The sequence below is a fragment of the Pseudomonas sp. NUPR-001 genome (assembly GCF_052147955.1).
Classification (GTDB): Bacteria; Pseudomonadota; Gammaproteobacteria; order Pseudomonadales; family Pseudomonadaceae; genus Aquipseudomonas.
Map to the genome: position 1 here is coordinate 20863 of NZ_CP197353.1, position 23576 is coordinate 44438.

Annotated in this window: 23 protein-coding genes; 10 read left to right on the forward strand and 13 right to left on the reverse strand. The window is 59.5% G+C overall.

Features of this window, described 5'->3' with window-relative positions:
- Positions 1-48: 48 nt before the first annotated feature.
- Positions 49-1671: an MFS transporter gene (locus ACP6KB_RS00080; protein WP_442111097.1), complete on the forward strand. Its 1623-nt coding sequence runs from the start codon at positions 49-51 to the stop codon at positions 1669-1671.
- Positions 1672-1919: 248 nt separating this feature from the next.
- Here ACP6KB_RS00080 and ACP6KB_RS00085 read toward each other — a convergent pair whose 3' ends face one another.
- The 4 genes from ACP6KB_RS00085 to glyQ all read right to left on the reverse strand — a co-directional run bounded on the left by ACP6KB_RS00085 (position 1920) and on the right by glyQ (position 6287).
- Positions 1920-2690, reverse strand: coding sequence for a lysophospholipid acyltransferase family protein (locus tag ACP6KB_RS00085; RefSeq protein ID WP_442111099.1), 771 nt, complete (start codon positions 2688-2690; stop codon positions 1920-1922).
- Between the two features lie 61 nt (positions 2691-2751).
- Positions 2752-3285 carry a D-glycero-beta-D-manno-heptose 1,7-bisphosphate 7-phosphatase gene (gene gmhB, locus ACP6KB_RS00090; RefSeq protein ID WP_442111101.1) on the reverse strand — a complete coding sequence of 178 codons (534 nt, stop codon included), beginning with the start codon at positions 3283-3285 and terminating at the stop codon, positions 2752-2754.
- Positions 3286-3288: 3 nt separating this feature from the next.
- Positions 3289-5343 carry a glycine--tRNA ligase subunit beta gene (glyS, locus tag ACP6KB_RS00095; protein WP_442111103.1) on the reverse strand — a complete coding sequence of 685 codons (2055 nt, stop codon included), beginning with the start codon at positions 5341-5343 and terminating at the stop codon, positions 3289-3291.
- Complete coding sequence (gene glyQ, locus ACP6KB_RS00100; protein ID WP_116551285.1) at positions 5340-6287, reverse strand: glycine--tRNA ligase subunit alpha; 948 nt, start codon at positions 6285-6287, stop codon at positions 5340-5342. Before glyQ ends, glyS begins: the two co-directional genes overlap by 4 nt.
- Before the next feature lie 82 nt (positions 6288-6369).
- Between glyQ and ACP6KB_RS00105 the strand changes: the two genes are divergently transcribed.
- Both ACP6KB_RS00105 and ACP6KB_RS00110 read left to right on the forward strand, forming a co-directional pair.
- Positions 6370-6921 carry a DNA-3-methyladenine glycosylase I gene (locus tag ACP6KB_RS00105; protein ID WP_442111105.1) on the forward strand — a complete coding sequence of 184 codons (552 nt, stop codon included), beginning with the start codon at positions 6370-6372 and terminating at the stop codon, positions 6919-6921.
- Positions 6922-6962: 41 nt separating this feature from the next.
- A complete protein-coding gene (locus ACP6KB_RS00110) occupies positions 6963-7850 on the forward strand; it encodes a lysophospholipid acyltransferase (protein WP_442111107.1) in 888 nt (295 codons plus the stop codon).
- 55 nt (positions 7851-7905) lie between these two features.
- Here ACP6KB_RS00110 and ACP6KB_RS00115 read toward each other — a convergent pair whose 3' ends face one another.
- From ACP6KB_RS00115 to def, 5 genes are all read right to left on the reverse strand, one after another.
- A complete protein-coding gene (locus ACP6KB_RS00115; RefSeq protein ID WP_442111109.1) occupies positions 7906-8217 on the reverse strand; it encodes a tetratricopeptide repeat protein in 312 nt (103 codons plus the stop codon).
- A gap of 12 nt (positions 8218-8229) precedes the next feature.
- The gene (trkA, locus tag ACP6KB_RS00120; protein WP_128322041.1) at positions 8230-9603 is read right to left on the reverse strand and encodes a Trk system potassium transporter TrkA; all 1374 of its coding nucleotides are present in this window, start codon (positions 9601-9603) and stop codon (positions 8230-8232) included.
- Positions 9604-9622: 19 nt separating this feature from the next.
- Complete coding sequence (gene rsmB / locus ACP6KB_RS00125) at positions 9623-10933, reverse strand: 16S rRNA (cytosine(967)-C(5))-methyltransferase RsmB (RefSeq protein ID WP_442111111.1); 1311 nt, start codon at positions 10931-10933, stop codon at positions 9623-9625.
- Positions 10930-11862 carry a methionyl-tRNA formyltransferase gene (fmt, locus tag ACP6KB_RS00130; protein WP_442111113.1) on the reverse strand — a complete coding sequence of 311 codons (933 nt, stop codon included), beginning with the start codon at positions 11860-11862 and terminating at the stop codon, positions 10930-10932. The genes rsmB and fmt overlap by 4 nt, the downstream gene beginning before the upstream one ends.
- A 66-nt stretch (positions 11863-11928) precedes the next feature.
- Positions 11929-12435 carry a peptide deformylase gene (gene def / locus ACP6KB_RS00135; RefSeq protein ID WP_442111115.1) on the reverse strand — a complete coding sequence of 169 codons (507 nt, stop codon included), beginning with the start codon at positions 12433-12435 and terminating at the stop codon, positions 11929-11931.
- Between the two features lie 219 nt (positions 12436-12654).
- Between def and dprA the strand changes: the two genes are divergently transcribed.
- Positions 12655-13761, forward strand: coding sequence for a DNA-processing protein DprA (gene dprA, locus ACP6KB_RS00140; protein WP_442111117.1), 1107 nt, complete (start codon positions 12655-12657; stop codon positions 13759-13761).
- Positions 13762-13798: 37 nt separating this feature from the next.
- Entirely contained in the window at positions 13799-14356 is a 558-nt protein-coding gene (locus tag ACP6KB_RS00145) for an L-threonylcarbamoyladenylate synthase (protein ID WP_442111119.1), read from the forward strand.
- Positions 14357-14418: 62 nt separating this feature from the next.
- Here the strand turns inward: ACP6KB_RS00145 and ACP6KB_RS00150 are convergent, their stop codons facing one another.
- On the reverse strand, positions 14419-15396 hold the full coding sequence (locus ACP6KB_RS00150) for an NADPH:quinone reductase (RefSeq protein WP_442111121.1): 978 nt from the start codon (positions 15394-15396) through the stop codon (positions 14419-14421).
- Between the two features lie 129 nt (positions 15397-15525).
- Between ACP6KB_RS00150 and hemF the strand changes: the two genes are divergently transcribed.
- Positions 15526-16452 carry an oxygen-dependent coproporphyrinogen oxidase gene (gene hemF / locus ACP6KB_RS00155; RefSeq protein ID WP_442111123.1) on the forward strand — a complete coding sequence of 309 codons (927 nt, stop codon included), beginning with the start codon at positions 15526-15528 and terminating at the stop codon, positions 16450-16452.
- Positions 16453-16505: 53 nt separating this feature from the next.
- Entirely contained in the window at positions 16506-17330 is an 825-nt protein-coding gene (gene aroE, locus ACP6KB_RS00160) for a shikimate dehydrogenase (protein WP_442111125.1), read from the forward strand.
- Positions 17331-17390: 60 nt separating this feature from the next.
- Here the strand turns inward: aroE and ACP6KB_RS00165 are convergent, their stop codons facing one another.
- Positions 17391-18962, reverse strand: a complete 1572-nt coding sequence (locus ACP6KB_RS00165) for a SulP family inorganic anion transporter (protein WP_442111127.1) — start codon at positions 18960-18962, stop codon at positions 17391-17393.
- A 218-nt stretch (positions 18963-19180) separates the two neighbouring features.
- Between ACP6KB_RS00165 and ACP6KB_RS00170 the strand changes: the two genes are divergently transcribed.
- From ACP6KB_RS00170 to ACP6KB_RS00180, 3 genes are all read left to right on the forward strand, one after another.
- The gene (locus ACP6KB_RS00170) at positions 19181-19681 is read left to right on the forward strand and encodes an Hcp family type VI secretion system effector (protein ID WP_442111129.1); all 501 of its coding nucleotides are present in this window, start codon (positions 19181-19183) and stop codon (positions 19679-19681) included.
- On the forward strand, positions 19674-20372 hold the full coding sequence (locus tag ACP6KB_RS00175; protein WP_442111131.1) for a DUF4225 domain-containing protein: 699 nt from the start codon (positions 19674-19676) through the stop codon (positions 20370-20372). The genes ACP6KB_RS00170 and ACP6KB_RS00175 overlap by 8 nt, the downstream gene beginning before the upstream one ends.
- 764 nt (positions 20373-21136) lie before the next feature.
- Positions 21137-21466 (forward strand): DOPA 4,5-dioxygenase family protein, encoded by a 330-nt coding sequence (locus tag ACP6KB_RS00180; RefSeq protein WP_442111133.1) that lies wholly within the window; start codon positions 21137-21139, stop codon positions 21464-21466.
- A gap of 52 nt (positions 21467-21518) precedes the next feature.
- Here the strand turns inward: ACP6KB_RS00180 and trpA are convergent, their stop codons facing one another.
- The gene (gene trpA, locus ACP6KB_RS00185; RefSeq protein ID WP_442111135.1) at positions 21519-22331 is read right to left on the reverse strand and encodes a tryptophan synthase subunit alpha; all 813 of its coding nucleotides are present in this window, start codon (positions 22329-22331) and stop codon (positions 21519-21521) included.
- The gene (gene trpB, locus ACP6KB_RS00190) at positions 22328-23545 is read right to left on the reverse strand and encodes a tryptophan synthase subunit beta (protein WP_442111137.1); all 1218 of its coding nucleotides are present in this window, start codon (positions 23543-23545) and stop codon (positions 22328-22330) included. Before trpB ends, trpA begins: the two co-directional genes overlap by 4 nt.
- Between the last annotated feature and the right edge of the window lie 31 nt (positions 23546-23576).

A 23576-nucleotide genomic window follows, 5' to 3' on the forward strand; every position in this document is an offset into this window, starting at 1 on the left:
GGAACAACAAGAATAATCACTGGGGCCTTGAGGCCGAGGACAGCAACGATGTCGGATTACATTCAGGAACAAGGCGCGGCGACGGCCAGCAACAGTCGCCGTGAAGAGCGCAAGATCATTTTTGCGTCGTCCCTCGGGACAGTGTTCGAGTGGTACGACTTTTTTCTCTACGGGGCACTGGCGGCGGTCATCAGTAAGCAGTTCTTTGCCGGGGTCAACGACACCACGGCGTTTATCTTTGCCTTGATGGCCTTTGCTGCAGGCTTTCTGGTGCGACCGTTCGGGGCCCTGGTGTTCGGTCGACTGGGCGATATGATCGGCCGCAAGTACACCTTTCTGGTGACCATCGTGCTCATGGGCCTGTCTACCTTCGCCGTCGGCCTGCTACCGACCTACGCCAGCATCGGCATCGCCGCACCGATCATCCTGGTGATCCTGCGTATGCTCCAGGGCCTGGCGCTTGGCGGTGAATACGGTGGTGCAGCCACCTATGTGGCTGAGCATGCGCCACCGGGCAAACGTGGTTTCCATACTGGCTTCATCCAGTCCACGGCGACTTTGGGCTTGCTGTTGTCACTGCTGGTAGTGCTGGCCAGCCGCTACATCAGTGGCGATCAGTTTGAAGTGTGGGGCTGGCGCCTGCCGTTCCTGCTGTCGATCGTGCTGCTGGGGATCTCTACCTGGATCCGTATGAGCATGCACGAGTCGCCTGCCTTCGTGAAAATGAAGGCCCAGGGCAAGGCCAGTAAAGCGCCGATCCGTGAGTCGTTTGGCTCCTGGGCCAACCTCAAGGTTGTGCTCACCGCGCTGTTCAGTATCAACGCCGGGCAAGCGGTTACCTTCTACACCGCACAGTTCTATGTGCTGTTCTTCCTTACCCAAATGCTCAAGATGGATCCGGCGCAGGCCAATACCTTGCTGATTATCAGCGTGGTGATTGGTGCACCGTTCTTTGTGTTCTTCGGTTGGCTGTCGGACCGTGTCGGGCGCAAGCCGATCCTGATGCTTGGCCTGCTGTTGGCCACCCTGCTCTACTTCCCATTGTTCAAAGCCTTGAGCCATTACGCCAACCCGCAAATCGACGCTGCCAGCCGCCAGGCACCGATTGTGGTGATGGCCGATCCACAAAGCTGCACCTTCCAGTTCGACCCGGTGGGTAAAGCGCGCTTCGACAGTCCGTGCGACAAGGTCAAAACCTTCCTGGTCAAGCAAGGCCTGCCGTACAGCTCTGAATCGGTCGCTGCGGGTAGTGAAGTAGTGGTCACCGTTGGTGATCAGCGCATCAGCGGGTTTGATGAAGTGGCCCTGCGAGCCGCCATCGAAAAAGCCGGATACCCCGCCAAGGCCGACCCTGCCAGCGTGAACCAGACCATGGTGGTGGTGCTGATTGTGGCGATGATCCTGATCGCGACGATGACCTACGGCCCGCTGGCAGCGGTGATGGTCGAGCTGTTCCCGACCCGTATCCGCTACACCTCGATGTCGTTGCCGTATCACATCGGTAATGGCTGGTTCGGCGGATTCCTGCCGACGGTGTCGTTTGCCCTGGTGGTGTACACCGGCGATATCTTCTATGGCCTGTGGTATCCGGTGTTGATCACCGGGATCAGCCTGGTGGTGGGGCTGTTCTGCCTGAAAGAAACCCGCGATGTAGATATCGACAAGGTGTAAACACCTCTCTGTAGGAGCGGGCTTGCCCCGCGATTGCGGTGTGTCAGGTACATCGCATCGCGGGGCAAGCCCGCTCCCACAGGTGGGGCAAGACAGTTACCCCAGACACAGGCGTTTTTTTATTCCGGAAAAAACTTATGCACGATTTTCAGAAAACAGTCATACAGAAAAATAAGTAATCAAATTAAAGACTTAGCTATTTTTCAGGCGAAAAATCCAAATACTGTACACACGTTATCCACAGATCGTCAGGCAACCCCATGAGCGGCGTTTGGCGCCTGTGCAGGCAATGAACCCATGTCGCGCTGGGTTTGCTCGTTCCAGGCCGCTGCGCGGTCGTTGAGCTCGGCAATGGCACGTGGGCCGGTGCCTTCAGCGTACATGGGTGCACCGATCACCACTTCGATGGTACCGGCACGTTTGCCCCAACCCTCTTTAGGCCAGAACTTGCCAGCGTTGTGGGCAATCGGCAGTACCGGCAGGCCGGCGTTCACCGCCAAGGCAGTACCACCGCGGGAAAATTTGCCAATCTGGCCGAATGGCACCCGCGTACCTTCCGGGAAAATCAGTACCCAGACGCCATCTTTGAGTAGCTTGTCGCCTTCGCTGGCGACCTGCTTGAGTGCAGCCTTGGGGTTGTCACGATCAATTGCGATCGGCCGTAGCATGGCCATCGCCCAGCCGAAGAACGGCACGAACAGCAGTTCGCGTTTGAGCACCTGGCTCAACGGCGAAAAATAGGCGGAAAGAAAAAACGTTTCCCAGGTGCTCTGGTGATTGGAAAGAATCACGCAGGGTTGTTTCGGGACGTTCTCAGCCCCGGTCACCTTGACCTTGATGTTCAGAAAGACCCGCGCCAGCACCAGTGCAAAGCGGCACCAGTAGACATTGATGAAACGGTAACGGGCGCTGAATGGCAGAAACGGCGCGATAAAAAAGCTCAGGGTGCACCACAGCAACGAGCTGGTACCCAACAGCAGGTAAAAAAGAAAAATTCTGATCGCCTGCAGGATCGACATAGCGGCATGTACCGTTGCGGGCTTGCCCGCCTAGTAAAAGTGCGCCTGGTTCGCAGACGCCCTATTTGTGGATAAGTTCTCTGGCGATGGCTGCCAGATCATCGAAAATCAATGTTCCTTGTGGAATTCCCTTGCTCAGGGTTTTCTCGCCTTTCCCGGTTTTTACCAGAATTGGTTGAGCATCGACGGTCAATGCGGCTTCCAGGTCACCCTTACTGTCGCCAACGAACCACAGCCCAGCCAGTTCTACCTGGTAATGCGCGGCGATAGTTCGCAGCATGCCTGGCTTGGGCTTGCGGCATTCGCAGCCTTCATCCGGGCCGTGAGGGCAATAAACGATCAGGCCAACCTCGCCGCCCTGCTCGGCCACCAGCCTGCGCAGGCGCGCATGCATGGCTTCGAGGGTGGCAAGGTCGTAGTAACCGCGAGCAATGCCGGACTGGTTGGTGGCAACGGCCACCGTCCAGCCCGCTTTGCTCAACTGCGCGATGGCCTCAATCGAACCGGGAATGGGTATCCATTCCTCCAGCGACTTGATGTAAGCGTCGGAATCCTGGTTGATCACCCCGTCCCGATCGAGAATCAGCAGCTTCAAGGCTTACCCCAGCAACGAAATGTCGGCAACGCCCAGGAACAGACCGCGCAGGCGGCTGAGCAAGGCATAGCGGTTAGCCCGCACATTGGCGTCGTCGGCGTTGACCATCACCGCTTCGAAGAAGGCGTCGACTGGCTCACGCAGCGCGGCCAGACGTGCCAGCGACTCGCTGTACTGACGTGCCGCAGCCATAGGCTGTACAGCCTGGTCGGCTTGCTGGATCGCCGAGTACAGGGAGAACTCGTTGGCGTTGTCGAAGTACTTCGGCTCGACTGTGGTCGCAACCGCGCCTTCAGCTTTGCTCAGCAGGTTCGATACACGCTTGTTCACCGCAGCCAGGGCGGCGGCTTCAGGCAGCTGACGGAAGGCCTGCACCGCCTGTACACGTTGATCGAAGTCCAGGGCGGAGCCTGGCTTCAGGGCACGTACCGAGAGGTAGGTGGCAACGTCGATGCCTTCGTCTTCGTAGCGCGCGCGAAGGCGGTCGAAGATGAACTCCAGCACCTGATCGGCCAGGCCGGCAGCCTTGACCTTGTGACCGAACTGGGCGACGGCGAACGCCACGGCGTCATTCAGGTCCAGGTCCAGCTGCTTCTCGATGAGGATACGCAGCACACCCAGTGCGGCACGGCGCAGGGCATACGGGTCTTTGCTACCGGTTGGCAGCATGCCGATACCGAAGATACCGACCAGGGTGTCGAGCTTGTCGGCGATGGCCACGGCCGCGCCGGTCAGGGTCGACGGCAGTTCGGCACCTGCACCGCGCGGCATGTACTGCTCGTTCAGGGCCAGGGCGACGTCTTCTGGCTCACCGTCGTTGAGCGCGTAGTAGTAACCTGCGACGCCTTGCATCTCAGGGAACTCACCGACCATCTCGGTGGCCAGGTCGCACTTGGACAGCAGGCCAGCACGGGCTGCACGCTGAGCATCACCACCGATGTGCGGGGCGATGAAGGCCGCCAGTTTGGCAACGCGCTCGGCTTTGTCGAACACGCTGCCCAGCTGGGCTTGGAACACGACGTTCTGCAGGCGCTGGTTGAAGCTTTCCAGCGATTGCTTCTTGTCTTGCTTGAAGAAGAACTCGGCGTCGGTCAGACGTGGACGTACGACCTTCTCGTTGCCTTCGACGATTTGCTTCGGATCGCGGCTTTCGACGTTGGCCACGGTGATGAAGCGCGGCAGCAACTTGCCGTCAACGTCCAGCAGGCAGAAGTACTTCTGGTTGTCCTGCATGGTGGTGATCAGCGCTTCTTGCGGCACGTCGAGGAAGCGTTCTTCGAACGAGCAGACCAGCGGCACTGGCCACTCGACCAGCGCGGTCACTTCATCGAGCAGCGCAGGTGGCACGATCGCGGTGCCTTCCTGCTGCATGGCCAGCTCGGCGGTACGCTTGCTGATGATCTCGCGACGTTCGGCGAAATCGGCCAGCACGAAGGCTTTGCGCAGGTCTTCCAGGTAGTTGGCCGGGGCGCTGATACGCACGTCTTCCGGGTGGTGGAAGCGGTGACCACGGGAGTCACGGCCAGCCTTCTGGGCGAGGATGGTGCAATCGACGACAGTGTCGCCCAGCAGCATTACCAGCCATTGGGTCGGACGCACGAACTCTTCTTTGCGCGCACCCCAACGCATGCGTTTCGGAATCGGCAAGTCGTTCAGCGAATCTTCAACGATGGTCGGCAGCAGGCTGGCGGTGGCCTTGCCTGGAATGTGCTGGGAGAAGCGCAGTTTGGCGCCGCTCTGATCGATTTCCGACAGCTCTACACCGCACTTCTTGGCGAAGCCGAGGGCTGCCTGGGTTGGGTTGCCTTCAGCGTCGAAGGCCGCCTGGCGGGGCGGGCCATCGACGTTGATGCTGCGGTCTGGCTGCTGGGTGTCGAGGTTACGAACCAGCACCGCCAGACGGCGTGGTGCAGCGTACACCTGCTTGTCGGTGTAGTTCAGGCCTGCAGCCTGCAGGCCTTTTTCGATACCGGCGAGAAACGCATCAGCCAGGGCGCTCAGGGCCTTTGGTGGCAGTTCTTCGGTGCCCAGTTCAACCAGGAAATCTTGAGCACTCATTGTGCAGCCTCCAGCTTGGCCAATGCTTCATCACGCAATTCAGGGGACGCCATCGGGAAGCCCAGCTTGGCGCGGGCTTGCAGGTAGCTTTGCGCCACGGCCCGGGCCAGGGTACGTACGCGCAGGATGTAACGCTGACGCTCGGTTACCGAGATGGCGCGGCGGGCGTCGAGCAGGTTGAAGGTGTGCGAGGCCTTGAGGACCATTTCGTAGGTCGGCAGCGGCAGCTCCAGCTCGATCAGGCGATTGGCTTCGCTTTCGTAGAAATCGAACAGTTCGAACAGCTTCTCGACGTTGGCGTGCTCGAAGTTGTAGGTCGACTGCTCCACTTCGTTCTGGTGGAACACATCGCCGTAGGTCACCTTGCCGAACGGACCGTCGGTCCAGACCAGGTCGTAGACCGAGTCAACGCCCTGCAGGTACATGGCCAGACGCTCCAGGCCATAGGTGATTTCACCGGTGACCGGCATGCACTCGATGCCACCCACTTGCTGGAAGTAGGTGAACTGGGTGACTTCCATGCCGTTGAGCCAGATTTCCCAACCCAGACCCCAGGCGCCGAGGGTCGGCGATTCCCAGTTGTCTTCGACGAAACGGATGTCGTGCACCAGTGGGTCGAGGCCGATGGCCTTCAGCGAGCCCAGGTACAGTTCCTGGAAGTTCGCCGGGTTTGGCTTGAGCACCACTTGGAACTGGTAGTAGTGCTGCAGGCGGTTAGGGTTTTCGCCATAGCGACCGTCGGCCGGGCGACGGCTCGGTTGCACGTAGGCGGCGTTCCAGGTTTCCGGGCCGACGGCGCGCAGGAACGTGGCGGTATGGAAAGTGCCGGCGCCTACTTCCATATCGTAGGGCTGAAGCACCACACAACCTTGCTCGGCCCAGTAATTCTGCAGGGCGAGGATCAAGTCTTGGAAGGTACGCACTGCTGGCGTAGGCTGGCTCACGAAATTCACCTGTTTCTAGGGCTGCGAATATAAAGAGCGGGAGTATAACCCGATTCGCCAAAGCCTCTACCCTTGGAGCCTTATGCCACGTTGCTTTTGGTGTACCGACGATCCGCTTTACCAGGCTTACCACGATCAGGAATGGGGCACGCCGCAGCGCGACCCGGGCCAGTTGTTCGAGATGTTGCTGCTCGAAGGCTTTCAGGCCGGGTTGTCGTGGATCACGGTGTTGAAAAAGCGCGAGCGCTATCGTCAGGTGATGTACAGCTTCGATCCGCTGAAGCTGGCGCAGATGAGTGATGAGCGTATCGAGGAGCTGATGCTCGATGCCGGCATCATCCGCAACCGTCTCAAGCTCAAGGCTGCGCGGCGCAATGCGTTGGCCTGGCTGGCTGTGGATAACCCGGCCGAATGGTTGTGGTCGTTCGTCGGCGGTGAGCCGAAGATCAACCATTTCACCCAGCGCAGTGAAGTGCCAGCGGTTACCGATGAAGCCAAGGCCATGAGCAAAGCGTTGCAGAAAGCCGGCTTTACCTTTGTTGGCCCGACCATTTGTTACGCGTTCATGCAGGCTACCGGTATGGTCATGGACCACACCACCGACTGTGATCGCTACGCCGCGCTGGTGCGCTGAAGGGGTACAATGCACGGCTTGCAGATATAAGGAATCGGCCTGTGGAAAAATTCAAAGGCGCCGTGATGGTCGGGGTGCTGCGACTGTTCGCCAAGTTGCCCTGGAGCGCGGTGCAGCGCGTTGGCGCCGGCATTGGCTGGCTGATGTGGAAAATCCCCAACGGCTCGCGCAACGTGGTGCGTATCAACCTGGCCAAGTGCTTCCCGGAAATGGACCCGGTCGAGCGCGAGCAACTGGTGGGTCGCACGCTGCGGGACATCGGTAAATCCTTTGTCGAAAGCGCCTGTGCCTGGATCTGGCCACCGCAGCGCTCGCTGGAATTGGTCAAGGAAGTGCACGGCCTGGAAGTGCTTGAACAGGCGCTGGCCTCGGGCAAGGGCGTGGTGGGTATCACCAGCCACCTGGGTAACTGGGAGGTGCTCAACCACTTCTACTGCAACCAGTGCAAACCGATCATTTTCTATCGCCCGCCAAAATTGAAAGCTGTGGATGATCTGCTGCGTGAACAGCGCGTGCAGATGGGCAACCGCGTAGCGCCTTCAACCAAGGAAGGCATTCTCAGCGTGATCAAGGAAGTGCGCCGCGGCGGCCAGGTGGGCATTCCTGCCGACCCGGAGCCGGCCGAGTCTGCCGGGGTGTTCGTACCGTTTCTTGGCACTCAGGCGCTGACCAGTAAGTTCGTGCCGAACATGCTGGCCGGTGGCAAGGCCGTCGGTGTGTTCCTGCATGCGCTGCGCTTGCCGGATGGTTCGGGCTTCAAGGTGTTCCTGGAGGCCGCGCCACCAGAGATGTACAGCGAGGACGTCACCGTCTCGGCCGCAGCGATGAGCAAAGTGGTGGAGCGCTATGTGCGCGAGTACCCGAGCCAGTACATGTGGAGCATGAAGCGCTTCAAGAAGCGTCCACCGGGCGAGGCGCGCTGGTATTGATAGATCGGGGGCAAGCCCGCTCCTACTGTGGGAGCGGGCTTGCCCCGCGATGCGTCTAACCGGCTTTATCCAGCTTCTTGAGAAACACCGTCATCTCTTTCTCGGCCTGCTTGTCGCCATGCGCCTTGGCAGCTTCCAGTCCCTGTTCCCAGGCCTGACGCGCCGCCGCTTTATCGCCCTGCAGCTGATGCGCTTTGCCTAACAGCTTCCAGGCCGCCGAATACTTCGGATCAAACTCGACGCAGCGTTGCAGGTGCACGGCCGCTTCTTCACCTTTGCCTTCATCCAGCCAGGCCTTGCCCAGGCCGAAGCGCAGCAGGGCGTTGTCCACACCCTTGGCCAGCATCTTTTCCAGTGATTCGCGCATTGCTGCTCCCTCTTAGAAGAAGCTCAACCCTACATGGAATAGCTTCTCGACGTCACGGATGTACTTTTTATCCACAACGAAGAGGATCACATGGTCACCGGCTTCAATCACCGTGTCGTCGTGGGCAATCAGCACTTCTTCATCGCGAATGATCGCACCGATGGTGGTGCCGGGCGGCAAGGCGATGTCTTCGATGGCTTTGCCGATCACTTTGCTCGACTTCGAGTCGCCATGGGCAATGGCTTCGATGGCCTCGGCTGCACCACGGCGCAGCGAGTGGACGCTGACAATGTCGCCACGGCGTACGTGGGCCAGCAGTGTGCCGATGGTGGCCAACTGCGGGCTGATGGCGATGTCGATATCGCCGCCCTGAACCAGATCGACATAGGCCGGGTTGTTGATGATGGTCATCACCTTGCGCGCGCCCAGGCGCTTGGCCAGCAACGAGGACATGATGTTGGCTTCGTCGTCGTTGGTCAGGGCCAGGAAGATATCGGCTTCGGCGATGTTCTCTTCGAGCATCAGGTCGCGGTCCGAGGCGCTGCCTTGCAGTACCACGGTGCTGTCCAGGGTGTCGGAAAGGTAACGGCAGCGTGCCGGGTTCATCTCGATGATCTTCACCTGGTAGCGGCTTTCGATCGCTTCGGCCAGGCGTTCGCCAATCTGCCCGCCGCCAGCGATGACCACGCGCTTGTTGGTTTCATCGATGCGCCGCAGCTCGCCCATTACGGCGCGAATATGGGCCTTGGCGGCAATGAAGAACACTTCATCGTCGGCTTCGATCACCGTATCGCCCTGCGGCAGAATCGGCCGGTCGCGGCGGAAAATCGCGGCGACGCGGGTGTCGACGTTGGGCATGTGCTCGCGGATCTGGCGCAGTTGCTGACCGACCAGTGGGCCGCCGTAATAGGCTTTGACTGCTACCAACTGGGCTTTGCCTTCGGCGAAGTCGATCACCTGCAGGGCGCCAGGGTGTTCGATCAGGCGCTTGATGTAGTGCGTGACAACCTGCTCGGGGCTGATCAGTACATCGACCGGGATGGCGTCATTGTCGAACAGACCGGCGCGAGTCAGGTAGGCCGATTCGCGTACGCGGGCAATCTTGGTCGGGGTGTGGAACAGGGTATAGGCGACCTGGCAGGCGACCATATTGGTTTCATCGCTGTTGGTCACCGCTACCAGCATGTCAGCATCGTCAGCGCCGGCCTGGCGCAGCACGGTCGGGAACGAGGCGCGGCCCTGGACGGTACGGATATCCAGACGGTCGCCGAGATCGCGCAGACGATCGCCATCGGTATCCACCACGGTAATGTCGTTGGCTTCGCTGGCCAGGTGCTCGGCCAGCGTACCGCCAACCTGCCCTGCACCGAGGATGATGATCTTCATCCGCTCTTCCCTTCTCTTGTTATCCGCGTGTGGCGGCGATTTTGATCAGCTTGGCATAGTAGAAGCCGTCGTGTCCGCCTTCCTGGGCCAGCAACTGGCGGCCGTGTGGCTGGCGCACACCGGCCTGGGTGGCCAGGTCCAGCTCGCGGGCACCTGGGGTGCGGGCGAGGAAGGCTTCGATGACTTCGGTGTTTTCCGTTGGCAGCGTCGAGCAGGTGGCGTACAGCAGAATGCCGCCGACTTCGAGGGTCGGCCACAGGGCATCGAGCAGCTCGCCCTGCAAGGCTGCCAGGGCCGCGATATCGTCCGCCTGACGGGTCAATTTGATGTCGGGATGACGGCGAATCACACCGGTGGCCGAGCACGGCGCATCGAGCAGGATGCGCTGGAAGCCTTTGCCGTCCCACCAACTGGCAGTGTCGCGGGCATCGCAGGCAATCAACTGGGCATCAAGGCCGAGGCGGTCGAGGTTCTCGCGCACCCGCGTCAGGCGCTTGGCCTCAAGGTCGATAGCCACCACGGCGTCCAGTTTGGCCTCGGCTTCGAGCACATGGCAGGTCTTGCCGCCGGGTGCGCAGCAGGCATCGAGCACCCGCTGGCCGGGCGCGAGATCAAGCAGGTCGGCGGCCAGTTGCGCCGCTTCATCCTGGACGCTGATCCAGCCCTGATCGAAACCGGGCAGGCTGCGCACATCGCAGGCCTGGGCCAGCAGGATGCCATCGGCACTGAATTGGCAGGCGCTGGCTTCAATACCCGCGTCGTGCAACAGCTGCAGATAAGTCTCACGGTTGTGATGGCGGCGGTTGACCCGCAGGATCATCGGCGGATGGGCATTGTTGGCGGCGCAGATGGCTTCCCATTGTTCCGGCCAGAATGCCTTCAGCGACTTTTGCAGCCAGCGCGGATGGGCGGTGCGCACCACCGGATCACGCTCCAGCTCGGCAAGGATGTCACTGCTCTCGCGTTGCGCGCGGCGCAGCACGGCATTGAGCAGGGCCTTGGCCCAAGGCTTTTTCAGCTTGTCGGCGCACCCCACGGTTTCGCCGATGGCGGCATGGGCAGGGATGCGGGTGTAGAGCAGCTGGTACAAGCCCACCAGCATCAGCGCTTCGACATCGGCATCGGCTTTCTTGAACGGCTTTTGCAGCAAGCGCTCGGCCAGTGCCGAGAGCCGCGGCTGCCAGCGCGCAGTGCCAAAGGCCAGGTCTTGAGTCAGGCCACGGTCACGCACCTCGACCTTGTCCAGTTGCGCGGGCAGCGAGCTGTTCAAAGACGCTTTACCGCTGAGTACTGCCGCCAGGGCGCGGGCGGCTGCCAAACGTGGATTCATTGACCCAGCACCGTACCGACGGCGAATTTCTCGCGACGGCTGTTGAACAAGTCACTGAAGCTCAGCGCCTTGCCGCCGGGCAATTGCAGGCGGGTCAGGCACAAGGCCTGTTCACCGCAGGCGACGATCAGGCCGTCTTTGCTAGCGCCGATAATTTCACCCGGTGCGCCGGTGCCTGTGGATAAGCTCGCGGCGAGCACTTTCAGCGCTTCACCGTTAAGGCTGCTGTGGCAAATCGGCCACGGGTTGAAGGCGCGAATCAGACGCTCCAGTTCAACAGCCGGGCGGCTCCAGTCCAGGCGTGCTTCGTCTTTGTTCAGCTTGTGTGCATAAGTGGCCAGGCTGTCGTCCTGGATCTCACCTTGCAGCGTGCCAGCAGCCAGGCCGGCCACCGCTTCGATCACCGCTGGCGGGCCCATTTCGGCGAGACGGTCGTGCAGGCTGCCACCGGTATCGCTGGCGCTGATCGGGGTGATGACCTTGAGCAACATCGGGCCAGTGTCGAGCCCGGCCTCCATGCGCATGACGGTAACGCCGCTTTCACTGTCGCCCGCCTCTACCGCGCGCTGGATCGGCGCAGCTCCGCGCCAGCGTGGCAGCAGGGAGGCGTGGCTGTTGATGCAACCCAGACGCGGGATATCCAGCACCGCTTGCGGCAGGATCAGGCCGTAGGCAACCACCACCATCAGGTCGGGTTTGAGGGCGGCAAGTTCAGCTTGAGCCTCGGCATTGCGCAGCGTTGGCGGTTGCAGGACAGCAATGCCGTTATCCACAGCCAGCTGCTTGACCGCACTGGGCATCAGCTTTTGCCCGCGCCCGGCCGGACGGTCCGGTTGGGTGTAGACGGCCACCACTTCATAAGGGCTGTCGATCAGGGCCTTGAGGTGTTCGGCGGCAAACTCTGGGGTGCCTGCAAAGACAATGCGCATGGCGTTCTCGCTTAACTCGCTGAAAAAGAAAAAGGCTTGCCGGAGCAAGCCTTTGGAAAGAGGAGATCAAGCTTGCTGGCGATGCTGCTTTTCCAGCTTCTTCTTGATCCGGTCACGTTTGAGCGTCGACAGGTAATCGACGAACAACTTGCCGTTGAGGTGATCACATTCGTGCTGAATGCATACCGCTAACAGGCCTTCGGCGATTTCTTCGAAGGGCTTGCCGTCACGGTCGAGCGCTTTGATCTTCACCCGCACCGGGCGGTCGACGTTCTCGTAGAAACCGGGCACCGACAAGCAGCCTTCCTGATACTGATCCATTTCGTCGGTCAGCATCTCAAGCTCAGGGTTGATGAAGACCCGTGGCTCGCTGCGGTCTTCGCTCAAATCCATGACCACGATGCGCTTGTGCACGTTGATCTGGGTGGCGGCCAGGCCGATACCCGGGGCTTCGTACATGGTTTCAAACATGTCATCGATCAGTTGACGAACGCCGTCATCAACTTCGGCCACCGGTTTGGCGATGGTGCGAAGGCGCGGGTCCGGGAATTCGAGGATGTTCAGAATGGCCATAAGCGTATGAGCTGCACTGTGCGATGAGTTACAAACATGAGTACACATAATAAAGGGATTCGACGCATTCGGCACCTGGCAAAGGTCAGCTAAGGTTTCAGACAGCCGCTGATTTGGCTGCCAAGGGAAATCTTTCAACCGGTTGTCAAAGCATTATCAACAGAGTTATCCACAGGTTGTGCAGCGTGTGGGCAACGCCTTCGATCAAGGATGATCGTCATGTCTCAAACCGCTTACCGAGGTGGTTCGCCCGCCGAACTTGAGGCGCGATTGCGCCTGCATCAAATCCCAGGGCTTGGCCCGCAGCGATTTCACTTGCTGCTCCAGGCTTTTGGCAGCGCATCAGCAGCATTGAGCGCGACGGCCACTGCCTGGGCCGCGTTGGGGCTACCCAGCGAGAGTGCCCACGCCCGTCGCAGCGTTGAAGTGCGCGATGGTGCAGCGGTTGGATTGGCCTGGCTAGAGCGTCGCGACCAGCATTTGCTGATGTGGGACGACCCCGCTTACCCCGCCTTGCTGGCGGAGATTCCTAACGCACCACCGCTATTGTTCGTGGCCGGTGACCCTGCCCTGCTGGAGAAACCACAGCTGGCGATTGTTGGCAGTCGCCGTGCATCGCGCCCGGCACTGGACACCGCTGCGGCGTTTTCACGAAGTCTGGCCCAGAGCGGGTTTGTGGTGACCAGCGGTCTGGCGTTGGGGGTAGACGGTGCCGCTCATCAGGCAGCGCTGGACGTCGGCGGCCACACCATCGGGGTGCTGGGCACCGGCTTGCAGAAACTTTATCCACAACGCCACCGGACGCTGGCGGCTGCGATGGTCGAACACGGTAGCGCCGTGGTTTCCGAGTTTCCCCTGGATGCTGGCGCGGTAGCGGGCAATTTTCCCCGGCGCAATCGCATCATCAGTGGCCTGTCGCTGGGGGTACTGGTGGTGGAAGCAAGCCTGGCCAGTGGTTCGCTGATTACTGCACGCCTGGCCGCCGAGCAAGGGCGCGAGGTGTATGCCATTCCGGGTTCCATTCATCACCCCGGCTCCAAAGGCTGTCACCAACTGATTCGTGACGGCGCGCTGCTGGTGGAGTGCATCGATCAGATCATCGAAACCCTGCAGGGCTGGCAGCGTTTGCCGCCCGCGCCTTCCGGCCAGTTGGCTCAACCGCGCCATGTGCTGGAAGATCTATTACTGGCAGCCCCGCAAACCAGCGAGGCACTGGCGATCAGTAGCGGCTGGCCTTTACCTCGGGTGCTAGCCGCGTTGACCGAGCTTGAAGTGGACGGACGGGTTTGTAATGAAGCTGGGCGTTGGTTTGCCCGGCCGGCCTAAGTACACTGCTCGTCAGCCTTTATGCGGAGTGATAGCAATGGTGAGCAGTTGGCGTGTGCAACAAGCCGCGCGTGAAATTCGGGCCGGTGCGGTGATTGCCTATCCAACCGAGGCCGTGTGGGGCCTGGGCTGTGATCCCTGGAACGAAGAAGCGGTGGATCGTCTGCTGGCGATCAAATCGCGCTCGGTCGACAAGGGACTGATCCTGATCGCCGACAATATCCGCCAGTTCGACTTTTTGTTCGAAGATTTCCCCGAAGTCTGGCTTGATCGGATGAGCAGCACCTGGCCTGGCCCGAACACCTGGCTGGTGCCACACCAGAATATGCTGCCGGAATGGATTACCGGTGTTCACGACACCGTCGCCCTGCGTGTCAGTGATCATCCGCAGGTGCGTGAGCTGTGTTCGCTGGTCGGGCCGCTGGTGTCGACTTCGGCCAACCCTCAGGGGCGCCCTGCGGCCAAGACCCGCTTGCGGGTAGAGCAGTACTTCCGCGGGCAGTTGGACCTGGTGCTGGGGGGCGCCTTGGGCGGGCGGCGTAATCCGAGTGTGATTCGTGATCTGGCTAGCGGGGATGTGGTTCGGCCGGGTTGAATATCAATCGCGGGGCAAGCCCGCTCCCACCACTGTGGGAGTGGGCTTGCCCCGCGAAGCGATTAAGGCAACAACACCGTAGACCCAACGGTGCGCCGCGCCGACAACTCAGTCTGCGCCTTGGCCGCTTCGCTCAGCGGATAGCGCTGCTGAATATCCACCGTCAGCTTGCCGCTGGAGATCATCGCGAACAGGTCGTCAGCCATGGCCTGGGTGTTTTCGGCAGTGTTGGCGTAGCTGGCCAGGGTCGGGCGGGTGACATACAGCGAACCCTTCTGCGCCAGAATCCCCAAGTTGACCCCGCTGACCGCCCCTGAGGCGTTGCCGAAGCTGACCATCAGGCCGCGCGGTGCCAGGCAGTCCAGCGATGTCAGCCAGGTGTCCTGGCCAACGCCGTCATACACCACCGGGCATTTCTTGCCATCAGTCAGCTCTAGTACGCGCTGCGCGACATCCTCATGGCTGTAATCGATGGTCGCCCAAGCGCCCAGCGCCTTGGCGTGCTCGGCTTTTTCAGCAGAGCTGACCGTACCGATCAATTTGGCGCCCAAGGCCTTGGCCCACTGGCAGGCCAATGAGCCAACACCTCCGGCGGCAGCATGGAACAGAATGGTATCGCCCGCCTGTACCGGGTAGGTTTGCTTGAACAGGTATTGCACGGTCAAACCCTTGAGCATGACGGCTGCAGCCTGTTCGAAGCTGATGCTGTCAGGCAGTTTGACCAAGTTGGCTTCAGGCAGCACATGCACTTCGCTGTAAGCCCCCAGAGGGCCTCCGCCATAGGCTACCCGGTCGCCGACTTTCAGGCGTGTCACCTGCTCGCCGACCGCTTCCACGACCCCCGCACCTTCGGTGCCCAGCCCTGATGGCAGTGACGGCGGTGCGTACAGCCCGTTACGGAAGTAGGTGTCGATAAAGTTCAGGCCGATAGCCTGGTTACGCACACGGACCTGCTGCGGGCCGGGGGCGGCAGGCTCGAAATCGACCAGTTGCAGGACTTCAGGGCCTCCATGCTGGCTGAACTGAATACGCTTGGCCATCTGCACTCTCCGTCGGTTGTGGAAAACCCCTATCGGACGCCTTTGCTTGATCGCCGTCAACTGCGGCCGGTGGGTTGCCGGTGGTATGCTACGCGCCGAATTTGCTCATGCCCGCTTCCAGGTGACCTGATGACTAGCCGCACCGAGGCCGTGAAAGCCTACCTGCTCGACTTGCAAGACCGTATTTGCGCCGCTCTCGAAACCGAAGACGGCGGTGCTCGCTTTGTTGAAGACGCCTGGACGCGCGAAGCCGGCGGTGGCGGGCGCACGCGGGTAATTGGTGAAGGCAAGGTCATCGAAAAAGGCGGCGTGAACTTCTCCCACGTCTTTGGCAGCGGCCTGCCGCCTTCGGCCAGCGCCCATCGGCCCGAACTGGCCGGACGAGGCTTCGAGGCCCTGGGCGTATCGTTGGTGATTCATCCGCATAACCCGCATGTGCCAACTTCGCATGCCAATGTGCGTTTCTTCATTGCCGAGAAGGAAGGTGAAGAAGCGGTGTGGTGGTTCGGCGGCGGTTTCGACCTGACCCCTTACTACGGTAACGAAGAAGACTGCCTGCACTGGCACCAGGTGGCCGAGCGCGCCTGCGCGCCGTTCGGTGCGGATGTCTACCCGCGCTACAAAGCCTGGTGCGACCGCTACTTCCACCTCAAGCACCGCGGCGAACCGCGTGGTATTGGCGGCCTGTTCTTCGATGACCTGAACGAATGGGACTTCGACACCTGCTTCGCCTTCATGCGCGCTATTGGCGATGCCTATGTCGAGGCTTACCTGCCGATCATCCAGCGGCGCAAGCATCAGCCTTACACCGCCGAACAACGCGAGTTCCAGGAGTATCGCCGCGGCCGCTATGTCGAGTTCAACCTGGTGTACGACCGAGGCACCCTGTTCGGTTTGCAATCGGGCGGGCGTACCGAATCGATTCTGATGTCACTGCCACCGCAAGTGCGTTGGGGGTACGATTGGAAAGCCGTGCCAGGCAGCGAAGAAGCGCGCCTGACCGAGTATTTCCTGCAGGACCGTGACTGGATTGGCGAAGCCAAGGCAGCGCACTGAGTCACTGTGGATAACTTCCGGCCCTGCCCGACTTTGACCCAGGAACCGTGTAAATGGACCAGTACGTTGTATTTGGCAACCCGATCGGCCACAGCAAATCGCCGCTGATTCACCGGCTGTTTGCCGACCAGACCGGCCAGCAGCTTGAATACAGCACCTTGCTGGCGCCGCTGGACGATTTCAGCATGTGTGCCCAGGGTTTCTTCAAGCAGGGCTTGGGTGCCAATGTCACGGTACCGTTCAAAGAAGAGGCCTATCGCCTGGTCGACAGCCTGACACCACGGGCGCAACGTGCGGGCGCGGTCAATACCCTGAGCAAGCTGGCTGATGGCAGTTTGCAGGGCGACAACACCGACGGTGCGGGCCTGGTGCGTGATTTGACGGTCAATGCCGGTGTGCAACTGACCGGCAAGCGCATTCTTCTGCTTGGCGCCGGTGGTGCCGTGCGTGGGGTATTGGAACCATTGCTGGCGCACAACCCGGCCTCGCTGGTGATTGCCAACCGCACCGTGGAAAAGGCCGAGCAACTGGCCCGTGAATTCGCCGACCTGGGGCCTGTGGCAGCCAGCGGTTTCAGCTGGCTGCAAGAACCGGTCGACCTGATCATCAACGCGACTTCCGCAAGCCTTGCCGGTGAGCTGCCACCGATTTCTGCCAGCCTGATCGAAGCGGGCAAGACCGTTTGCTACGACATGATGTACGGCAAAGAGCCGACCCCCTTCTGCCGCTGGGCCAGTGAACACAAGGCTGGCAAGGTGCTGGATGGGCTGGGCATGCTTGCCGAGCAGGCCGCTGAGGCGTTCTTTATCTGGCGTGGTGTTCGTCCGGATACGGCTCCGGTGCTGGATGAATTACGACGGCAGTTGGCTCGAAGTTAAGGGCACATCGCGGGGCAAGCCCGCTCCTACCGGTAGGAGCGGGCTTGCCCCGCGACAGCGCTATTCCTCGAAACGAATCGGGCAATGTTCCACCCCTTCCAGCTTATGTAACTCCTCAACAACCTGAGGCCGCGCCCGGTGCAGCGTCAGGCTGCCGCCTGCACGACGCAGACGGCGGGCTTCACGGTGAAGCATGTCGACCCCGGAATAGTCGATGAAGTTGATCTGCCGCGCATCGATGATCACCTCCGGCCCCTGACAGCGCTGCAGGCGCACCTGCAAGTAATGGCTGGCACCAAAGAAGATCGACCCTCCCACACGCAGCACATCGGCATTGCCTTCACGTGACTGCTGAATGCGCGGCCGCGAAGTGCGCTTGAGGTAGAAGAACAGCGAAGCCAGCACCCCGGCGTAAATCGCGGTTTGCAGTTCCAACAGCAAGGTTGCGGTGGCGGTCAGGCTCATGACCAGAAACTCTGAACGGCTGACCCGGAACAGCGCTTTGATGGCCCGATGGTCGACCAAGCCCCAGCAGATCAGCAGAATGCTCCCCGCCATCGCCGGAATCGGAATGTGCGCGATCAGCCCTGCACCGGCCACCGCGAACACGGCCACCCACAACGCCGAGAACACCCCGGCCAGGGGTGACTGGGCGCCAGCGTCATAGCTGAGCCCGGAGCGGGTGAAAGAGCCTGAAGACAGGTAACCGGAAAACAAACTGCCAACCATATTCGACAGACCCTGACCGCGGATTTCCTGGTTGGCGTCGATCAATTGCTCTGAGCGCGACGACAATGAACGGGCAATCGACAGGCTAGTGACCAGCCCGAGCATGCCCACCGCTACAGCGCTGGGCAGCAGGCGCAGGATCAGCTCAAGGTCCAGCAAGGGCACTGGGCTGAACGGCGGTAATTGGCCGATGAAACCCGGAACCAGGCGCACATGGCCGAACACGCCGGGCAGCAGCCACACCAGCAGGCTGGCAATGACCAGGGTTATCAACAGGCTGGGCCAGCGTGGACGCAGCAGTTTGATCGTTACACCGGTTATCAGCGTGCCTAAGCCCAGCGTCAGGGACGGCCAGTCCACTTCACTTACGTGCTCCAGCAAGCTTTCCAGGGTATTCAGCGCTGTAGCCTGACTGGGCAAATCCAGCCCCAACAAATTAGGCAGTTGACCGAGAGCGATCACCACGGCGGCGCCGAGAGTGAAGCCCAGCACAACGGATTGAGAGACGAAATTCACCAGCGCGCCAAAACGCAGCATGCCCAGCAACCACTGAAACACCCCGGCCAGGAATGTCAGTAACAGGATCAGGCTGATGTAGTCGTCGCTACCACTGACGGCCAGTGGGCTGACACTGGCATACAGCACAATGGAAATCGCAGCCGTCGGCCCGCACACCAGGTGCCAGGACGAGCCCCAAAGGCAGGCGATGATCACCGGTACGATCGCCGCATACAGGCCGTACTCGGCGGGAAGGCCGGCGATCAGGGCGTAGGCGATTGACTGTGGTAGCGCCAGAATCGCGCCACTCAACCCCACCAGCACATCGCGGCGCACGCTGCCGCGCGTTTGCGCGGGCAGCCAGGTCAGAAAGGGCAGCAGATGGTGGCGATCAGGCCGGGCCATGGGCAGTCTCTATCGCGAACAAGGGCCGCTCAGGGTGCGATGTCTGGCGCTTGGACGCAAGTCGCGTCAAAGCATCAGGTTCAAATGGCTAAGGCGGAAGATAATGAATTTTGCAGTTTAATTTAGACATATGTTGTCTGTTTTTTCAGAAACTTCCTACAAGTAATAAACATTATCCGCCTTTAGACTGACCACTCTTACCACAAGGAGTGCGTTGCATGGCCAATCACAGTTACATGACCATTACCGGAAAGAAGCAAGGTTTGATTTCCGCTGGTTGCTCAAGCCAGCAATCAATAGGGAATAAATGCCAAGCGGGCCACGAAGATGAAATCATGGTGCTGGCTTACACTCATAATATGGCAGGTGGCAATGACGGCAGCACGTCAGGTGGTCGTGGCCAACATATGCCGGTCGTTATTACCAAAAACATTGATAAGTCCACGCCTTTGCTAGCCAGCGCTTTGCAGGAAGGCGAAGAAATCGAATGTAAAATAAATTTCTATCGCAGCACACCTGCGGGTGGTCACGAAAGATATTTTACTGTGTCGTTATCGGGTGGGCGGATTGCCAATTTAAGCGTTCAGGTGCCCCATGCCATTCACATGGGGGATGCGCAGCCACAAGAGCTTCTGGCCATTAGGTACCGGGATATCAGCTGGGTACACCACCCGGCAAGCACAAGTGCCTATGCTTTTTGGGGTGGCGAAGGTGAATGAGCAATCATGCGATATCAATGATGTCGCCAAAGCTGGCTCTGACTTGGTTGCACTGGGCTGCACCATTAGCGCGACTAACTTCTATGATGGGATGATTCAGCTTGAGTTCGGTGCCGTCGTATCCAATTATGTTAATGAAATAATAAATGATGTTAACGACGGTATAAAAAGCGCTTGGGAGGGTGTGCAGGAGATAAAGGCAGAGTATGCCGAGCTGGCTTCCAAGGCGAGTTTTTATGCTCAAAACGGAATTGGGGTCGTAGCGGGTGTGATGCAGATTAAAGTTGGAATTAAGACTTCCGGGTCTGCATACGGTTTGGGAGTTCCAGTAGGCGCGCTTTTCGTCGCACACGGTGTTAATAATATTTATGAAGGTGGGATGAATATATATAACGGCCCGGCAGGAAAAGCGGCACAGGGTCCAACCAGACGTGCCTATCAAGCCCTTTTTAAAGATGAATACTCAGGGAACATGGCGTATGGTGTGGTCGACTTGGCTCTGTCGGCTAGAGGTATGATGCAGCCCATACGAAAGACGAATTCAGTGCAGCTTTTTAGGAGGGATCCAGTTAATTACGAGCCTGCGTATCAACAAGTCGGTAAGTTGGCCTTATTTTTTGAGGCCTTAGTGAATTCAATTACGATTAACTCTATGGTATCAGCGGAAAATCCGGAAGTTAAAAGTAAATAATCCCATGGCGAGATTAGCTTTCACTCGAAGGGCTCTGTAGAGATGTATACAGTTAGATATTTAGTAAGCTTGGGTTTGACTATTGCAGGTTGCTCTATATTTTACACGGCTGTTGTTATGTGGTGCGTGACAGAAATATTTCCGCTAGAAAAAAAGTCATATTGGATTGCATACGGATTTATTTATGTTTTTATCACCGCTGCTGGCTTAAGGTTTTACATCCCCAGGTTACGCGATACATGGTGGTAAAGTGATTTGATCCTCGATCATAAGTAAAATTGTGAGCAGTCCGATATCCTACGTATCGCCAAACTGTTTGGTGTGACGATGGCTACCATGTATTTCGTAGCATGGGGATGTAAATTTTTAAACCGACAATGGAAATAATAACAAACAAAATTCCCCCTGTAATCCAGTATGTGGTTTCTTCGAGGGGGTATAGTTTTCTTATGCCAATCATGATAAGTCCTGTGTAAAAAAATGCGCAGATAATAATGGTTGGCACTGTTCTTATTAAATATCTAAGCGTGTACATTTCTACAAATCCATTTAGATGTGAATGCATAAAAAACACTAGATCTAGCTAGGGGTAAATGCAATAAAAGGATAGTCAGTAAATTGTTGCGGCTTCAATCAAAAGCATAAGCTGCACAGGTGGTGATGTCTGGTTTGGCAGAGCAAGTCGCGCATTGGAGTTAGCCAGCGTATAGTCGTGGAAGATAACTTGGCGTCCGAGCTTGGACCAGCAGCATTCAGGAGTCAGTGTGCAGAGGATCAAAGGCTATCACGCCCATGTTTACTACGACGCCAGCACCCTGGAGCAGGCGCGGCAGTTATGTGAAGAGGCGGCCAAGCTGTTTGGCGTGAGCATGGGCCGTATGCACCAGAAGCCGGTCGGGCCGCATCCAGACTGGAGTTGTCAGCTGGCGTTCGGGCCAGAAGTGGTAGGTGTGGTGCTGCCCTGGCTGGCGTTGTATCGCCATGGGCTGGTGGTGTTTCTGCATCCGCTGACTGGGGATGAACTGGCGGACCATCGCGATCATGCGATCTGGATGGGGGCGATCAGGCCTTTGGATTTGTCGATTTTTGAATAATTGATCGCGGGGCAAGCCCGCTCCTACAGGAGCGGGCTTGCCCCGCGATGTATCACGCTGTACGTGCGCCCCGCACACCCTGGGCCAGTGCCGAACACAGCTCCAGCACATCACCCACGGCCTGCTCAGTCGATTTCGCCTGGGCAATTTTGTCGACCAGCGCCGAACCTACCACTACCCCGTCAGACAGCTTGGCAATCGCTGCCGCCTGCTCTGGTGTGCGAATACCGAAGCCAACGCTGATAGGCAGGTCAGTGTGCCGACGCAGGCGAGCAATAGCGCTGCTGACCTGTTCAGTCGTAGCCGAACCAGCACCGGTGACACCCGCCACCGAGACGTAGTAGACGAAACCGGAGCTGCGCTCCAGTACGCGCGGCAGGCGCACGTCGTCGGTGGTCGGGGTGGTCAGGCGGATGAAGTCGATTCCGGCAGCCTGTGCTGGGGTCGCCAGTTCTGCGTCATGCTCAGGCGGCAGATCAACAATGATCAGGCCGTCGACACCGGCTTCCTTAGCCTGGGCAACGAAGGCTTCGACGCCAAAGCGATGGATCGGGTTGTAGTAGCCCATCAGCACAATCGGTGTGCTCTGGTTCTCGACGCGGAACTCGCGAACCATCTGCAGGGTTTTCGCCAGGGTCTGGCCGGCATCCAGGGCGCGCAGGGTCGCCAGTTGGATAGCCACACCATCGGCCATCGGGTCGGTGAACGGCATGCCCAGTTCGATGACGTCGGCGCCAGCTGCTGGCAGGCCTTTGAGAATCGCCAGCGAGGCATCGTAGCCCGGGTCGCCAGCAGTGATGAAGGTGACCAGCGCAGAGCGGCTTTCGGCCTTCAGTTCGGCGAAGCGTTGTTCAAGACGGCTCATGCCTGTTTCTCCTGGGCGGCCATATGGCTCATCACGGTTTGCATGTCTTTGTCGCCACGCCCGGAAAGGCACACCACCATCAGGTGATCCTTAGGCAGCGTTGGGGCGCGTTTGATCGCTTCGGCCAGCGCGTGGGAGGTTTCCAGGGCCGGGATAATGCCTTCCAGACGGCAGGTGGTGTGGAACGCAGCCAGGGCTTCTTCGTCGTTGATGCTGACGTACTCGACGCGTTTCACTTCATGCAACCAGGCATGCTCAGGGCCGATGCCGGGGTAGTCCAGGCCTGCGGAAATCGAGTGGGCGTCGGTGATCTGGCCGTCGGCATCCTGCAGCAGGTAGGTGCGGTTGCCGTGCAGTACGCCCGGCATGCCACCGGTGAGGCTGGCGGCGTGCTTGTCGGTATCGACACCATGACCACCGGCTTCAACGCCGATGATCTGTACGCTGGTGTCGTCGAGGAAGTCATGGAACAGACCCATGGCATTCGAGCCGCCGCCGACACAGGCGATCAGGCTGTCGGGCAGACGCCCTTCTTTCTCTTGCAACTGGGCGCGGGTTTCTTTGCCGATGATCGACTGGAAGTCGCGGACCATCGCCGGATACGGGTGTGGGCCAGCCACGGTGCCGATCAGGTAGAAGGTGTCATCGACGTTGGTGACCCAGTCGCGCAGCGCTTCGTTCATGGCGTCTTTGAGCGTGCCGGTACCGGAGGTCACCGGCACGATCTCGGCGCCGAGCAGCTTCATGCGGAACACGTTGGCTTGCTGGCGCTCGATGTCGGTGGCACCCATGTAGATCACGCATGGCAGGCCAAAGCGTGCTGCAACAGTGGCAGTGGCGACACCGTGCATACCGGCGCCGGTTTCGGCGATCAGGCGCTTTTTGCCCATGCGCTTGGCCAGCAGCACCTGACCGATGCAGTTGTTCACCTTGTGCGCGCCGGTGTGGTTGAGTTCTTCACGTTTGAAGAAGATTTTCGCGCCGCCGCAGTGTTCGGTCAGGCGTTCAGCGAAGTACAGCGGGTTCGGGCGGCCGATGTAGTCGCGCTGGAAGTACGCCAGTTGCTCAAGAAACTCCGGGTCGGCCTTGGCCGCTTCGTATTCGCGGGCCAGGTCGAGCACCAGCGGCATCAGGGTTTCAGCCACGTAGCGGCCGCCGAATGCGCCAAACAGGCCATTGGCATCGGGGCCGGCGCGGAAGTTGGTCTGGGTCATGGGTCGCTCCAGGGCGTAGTGAAAACGAAGA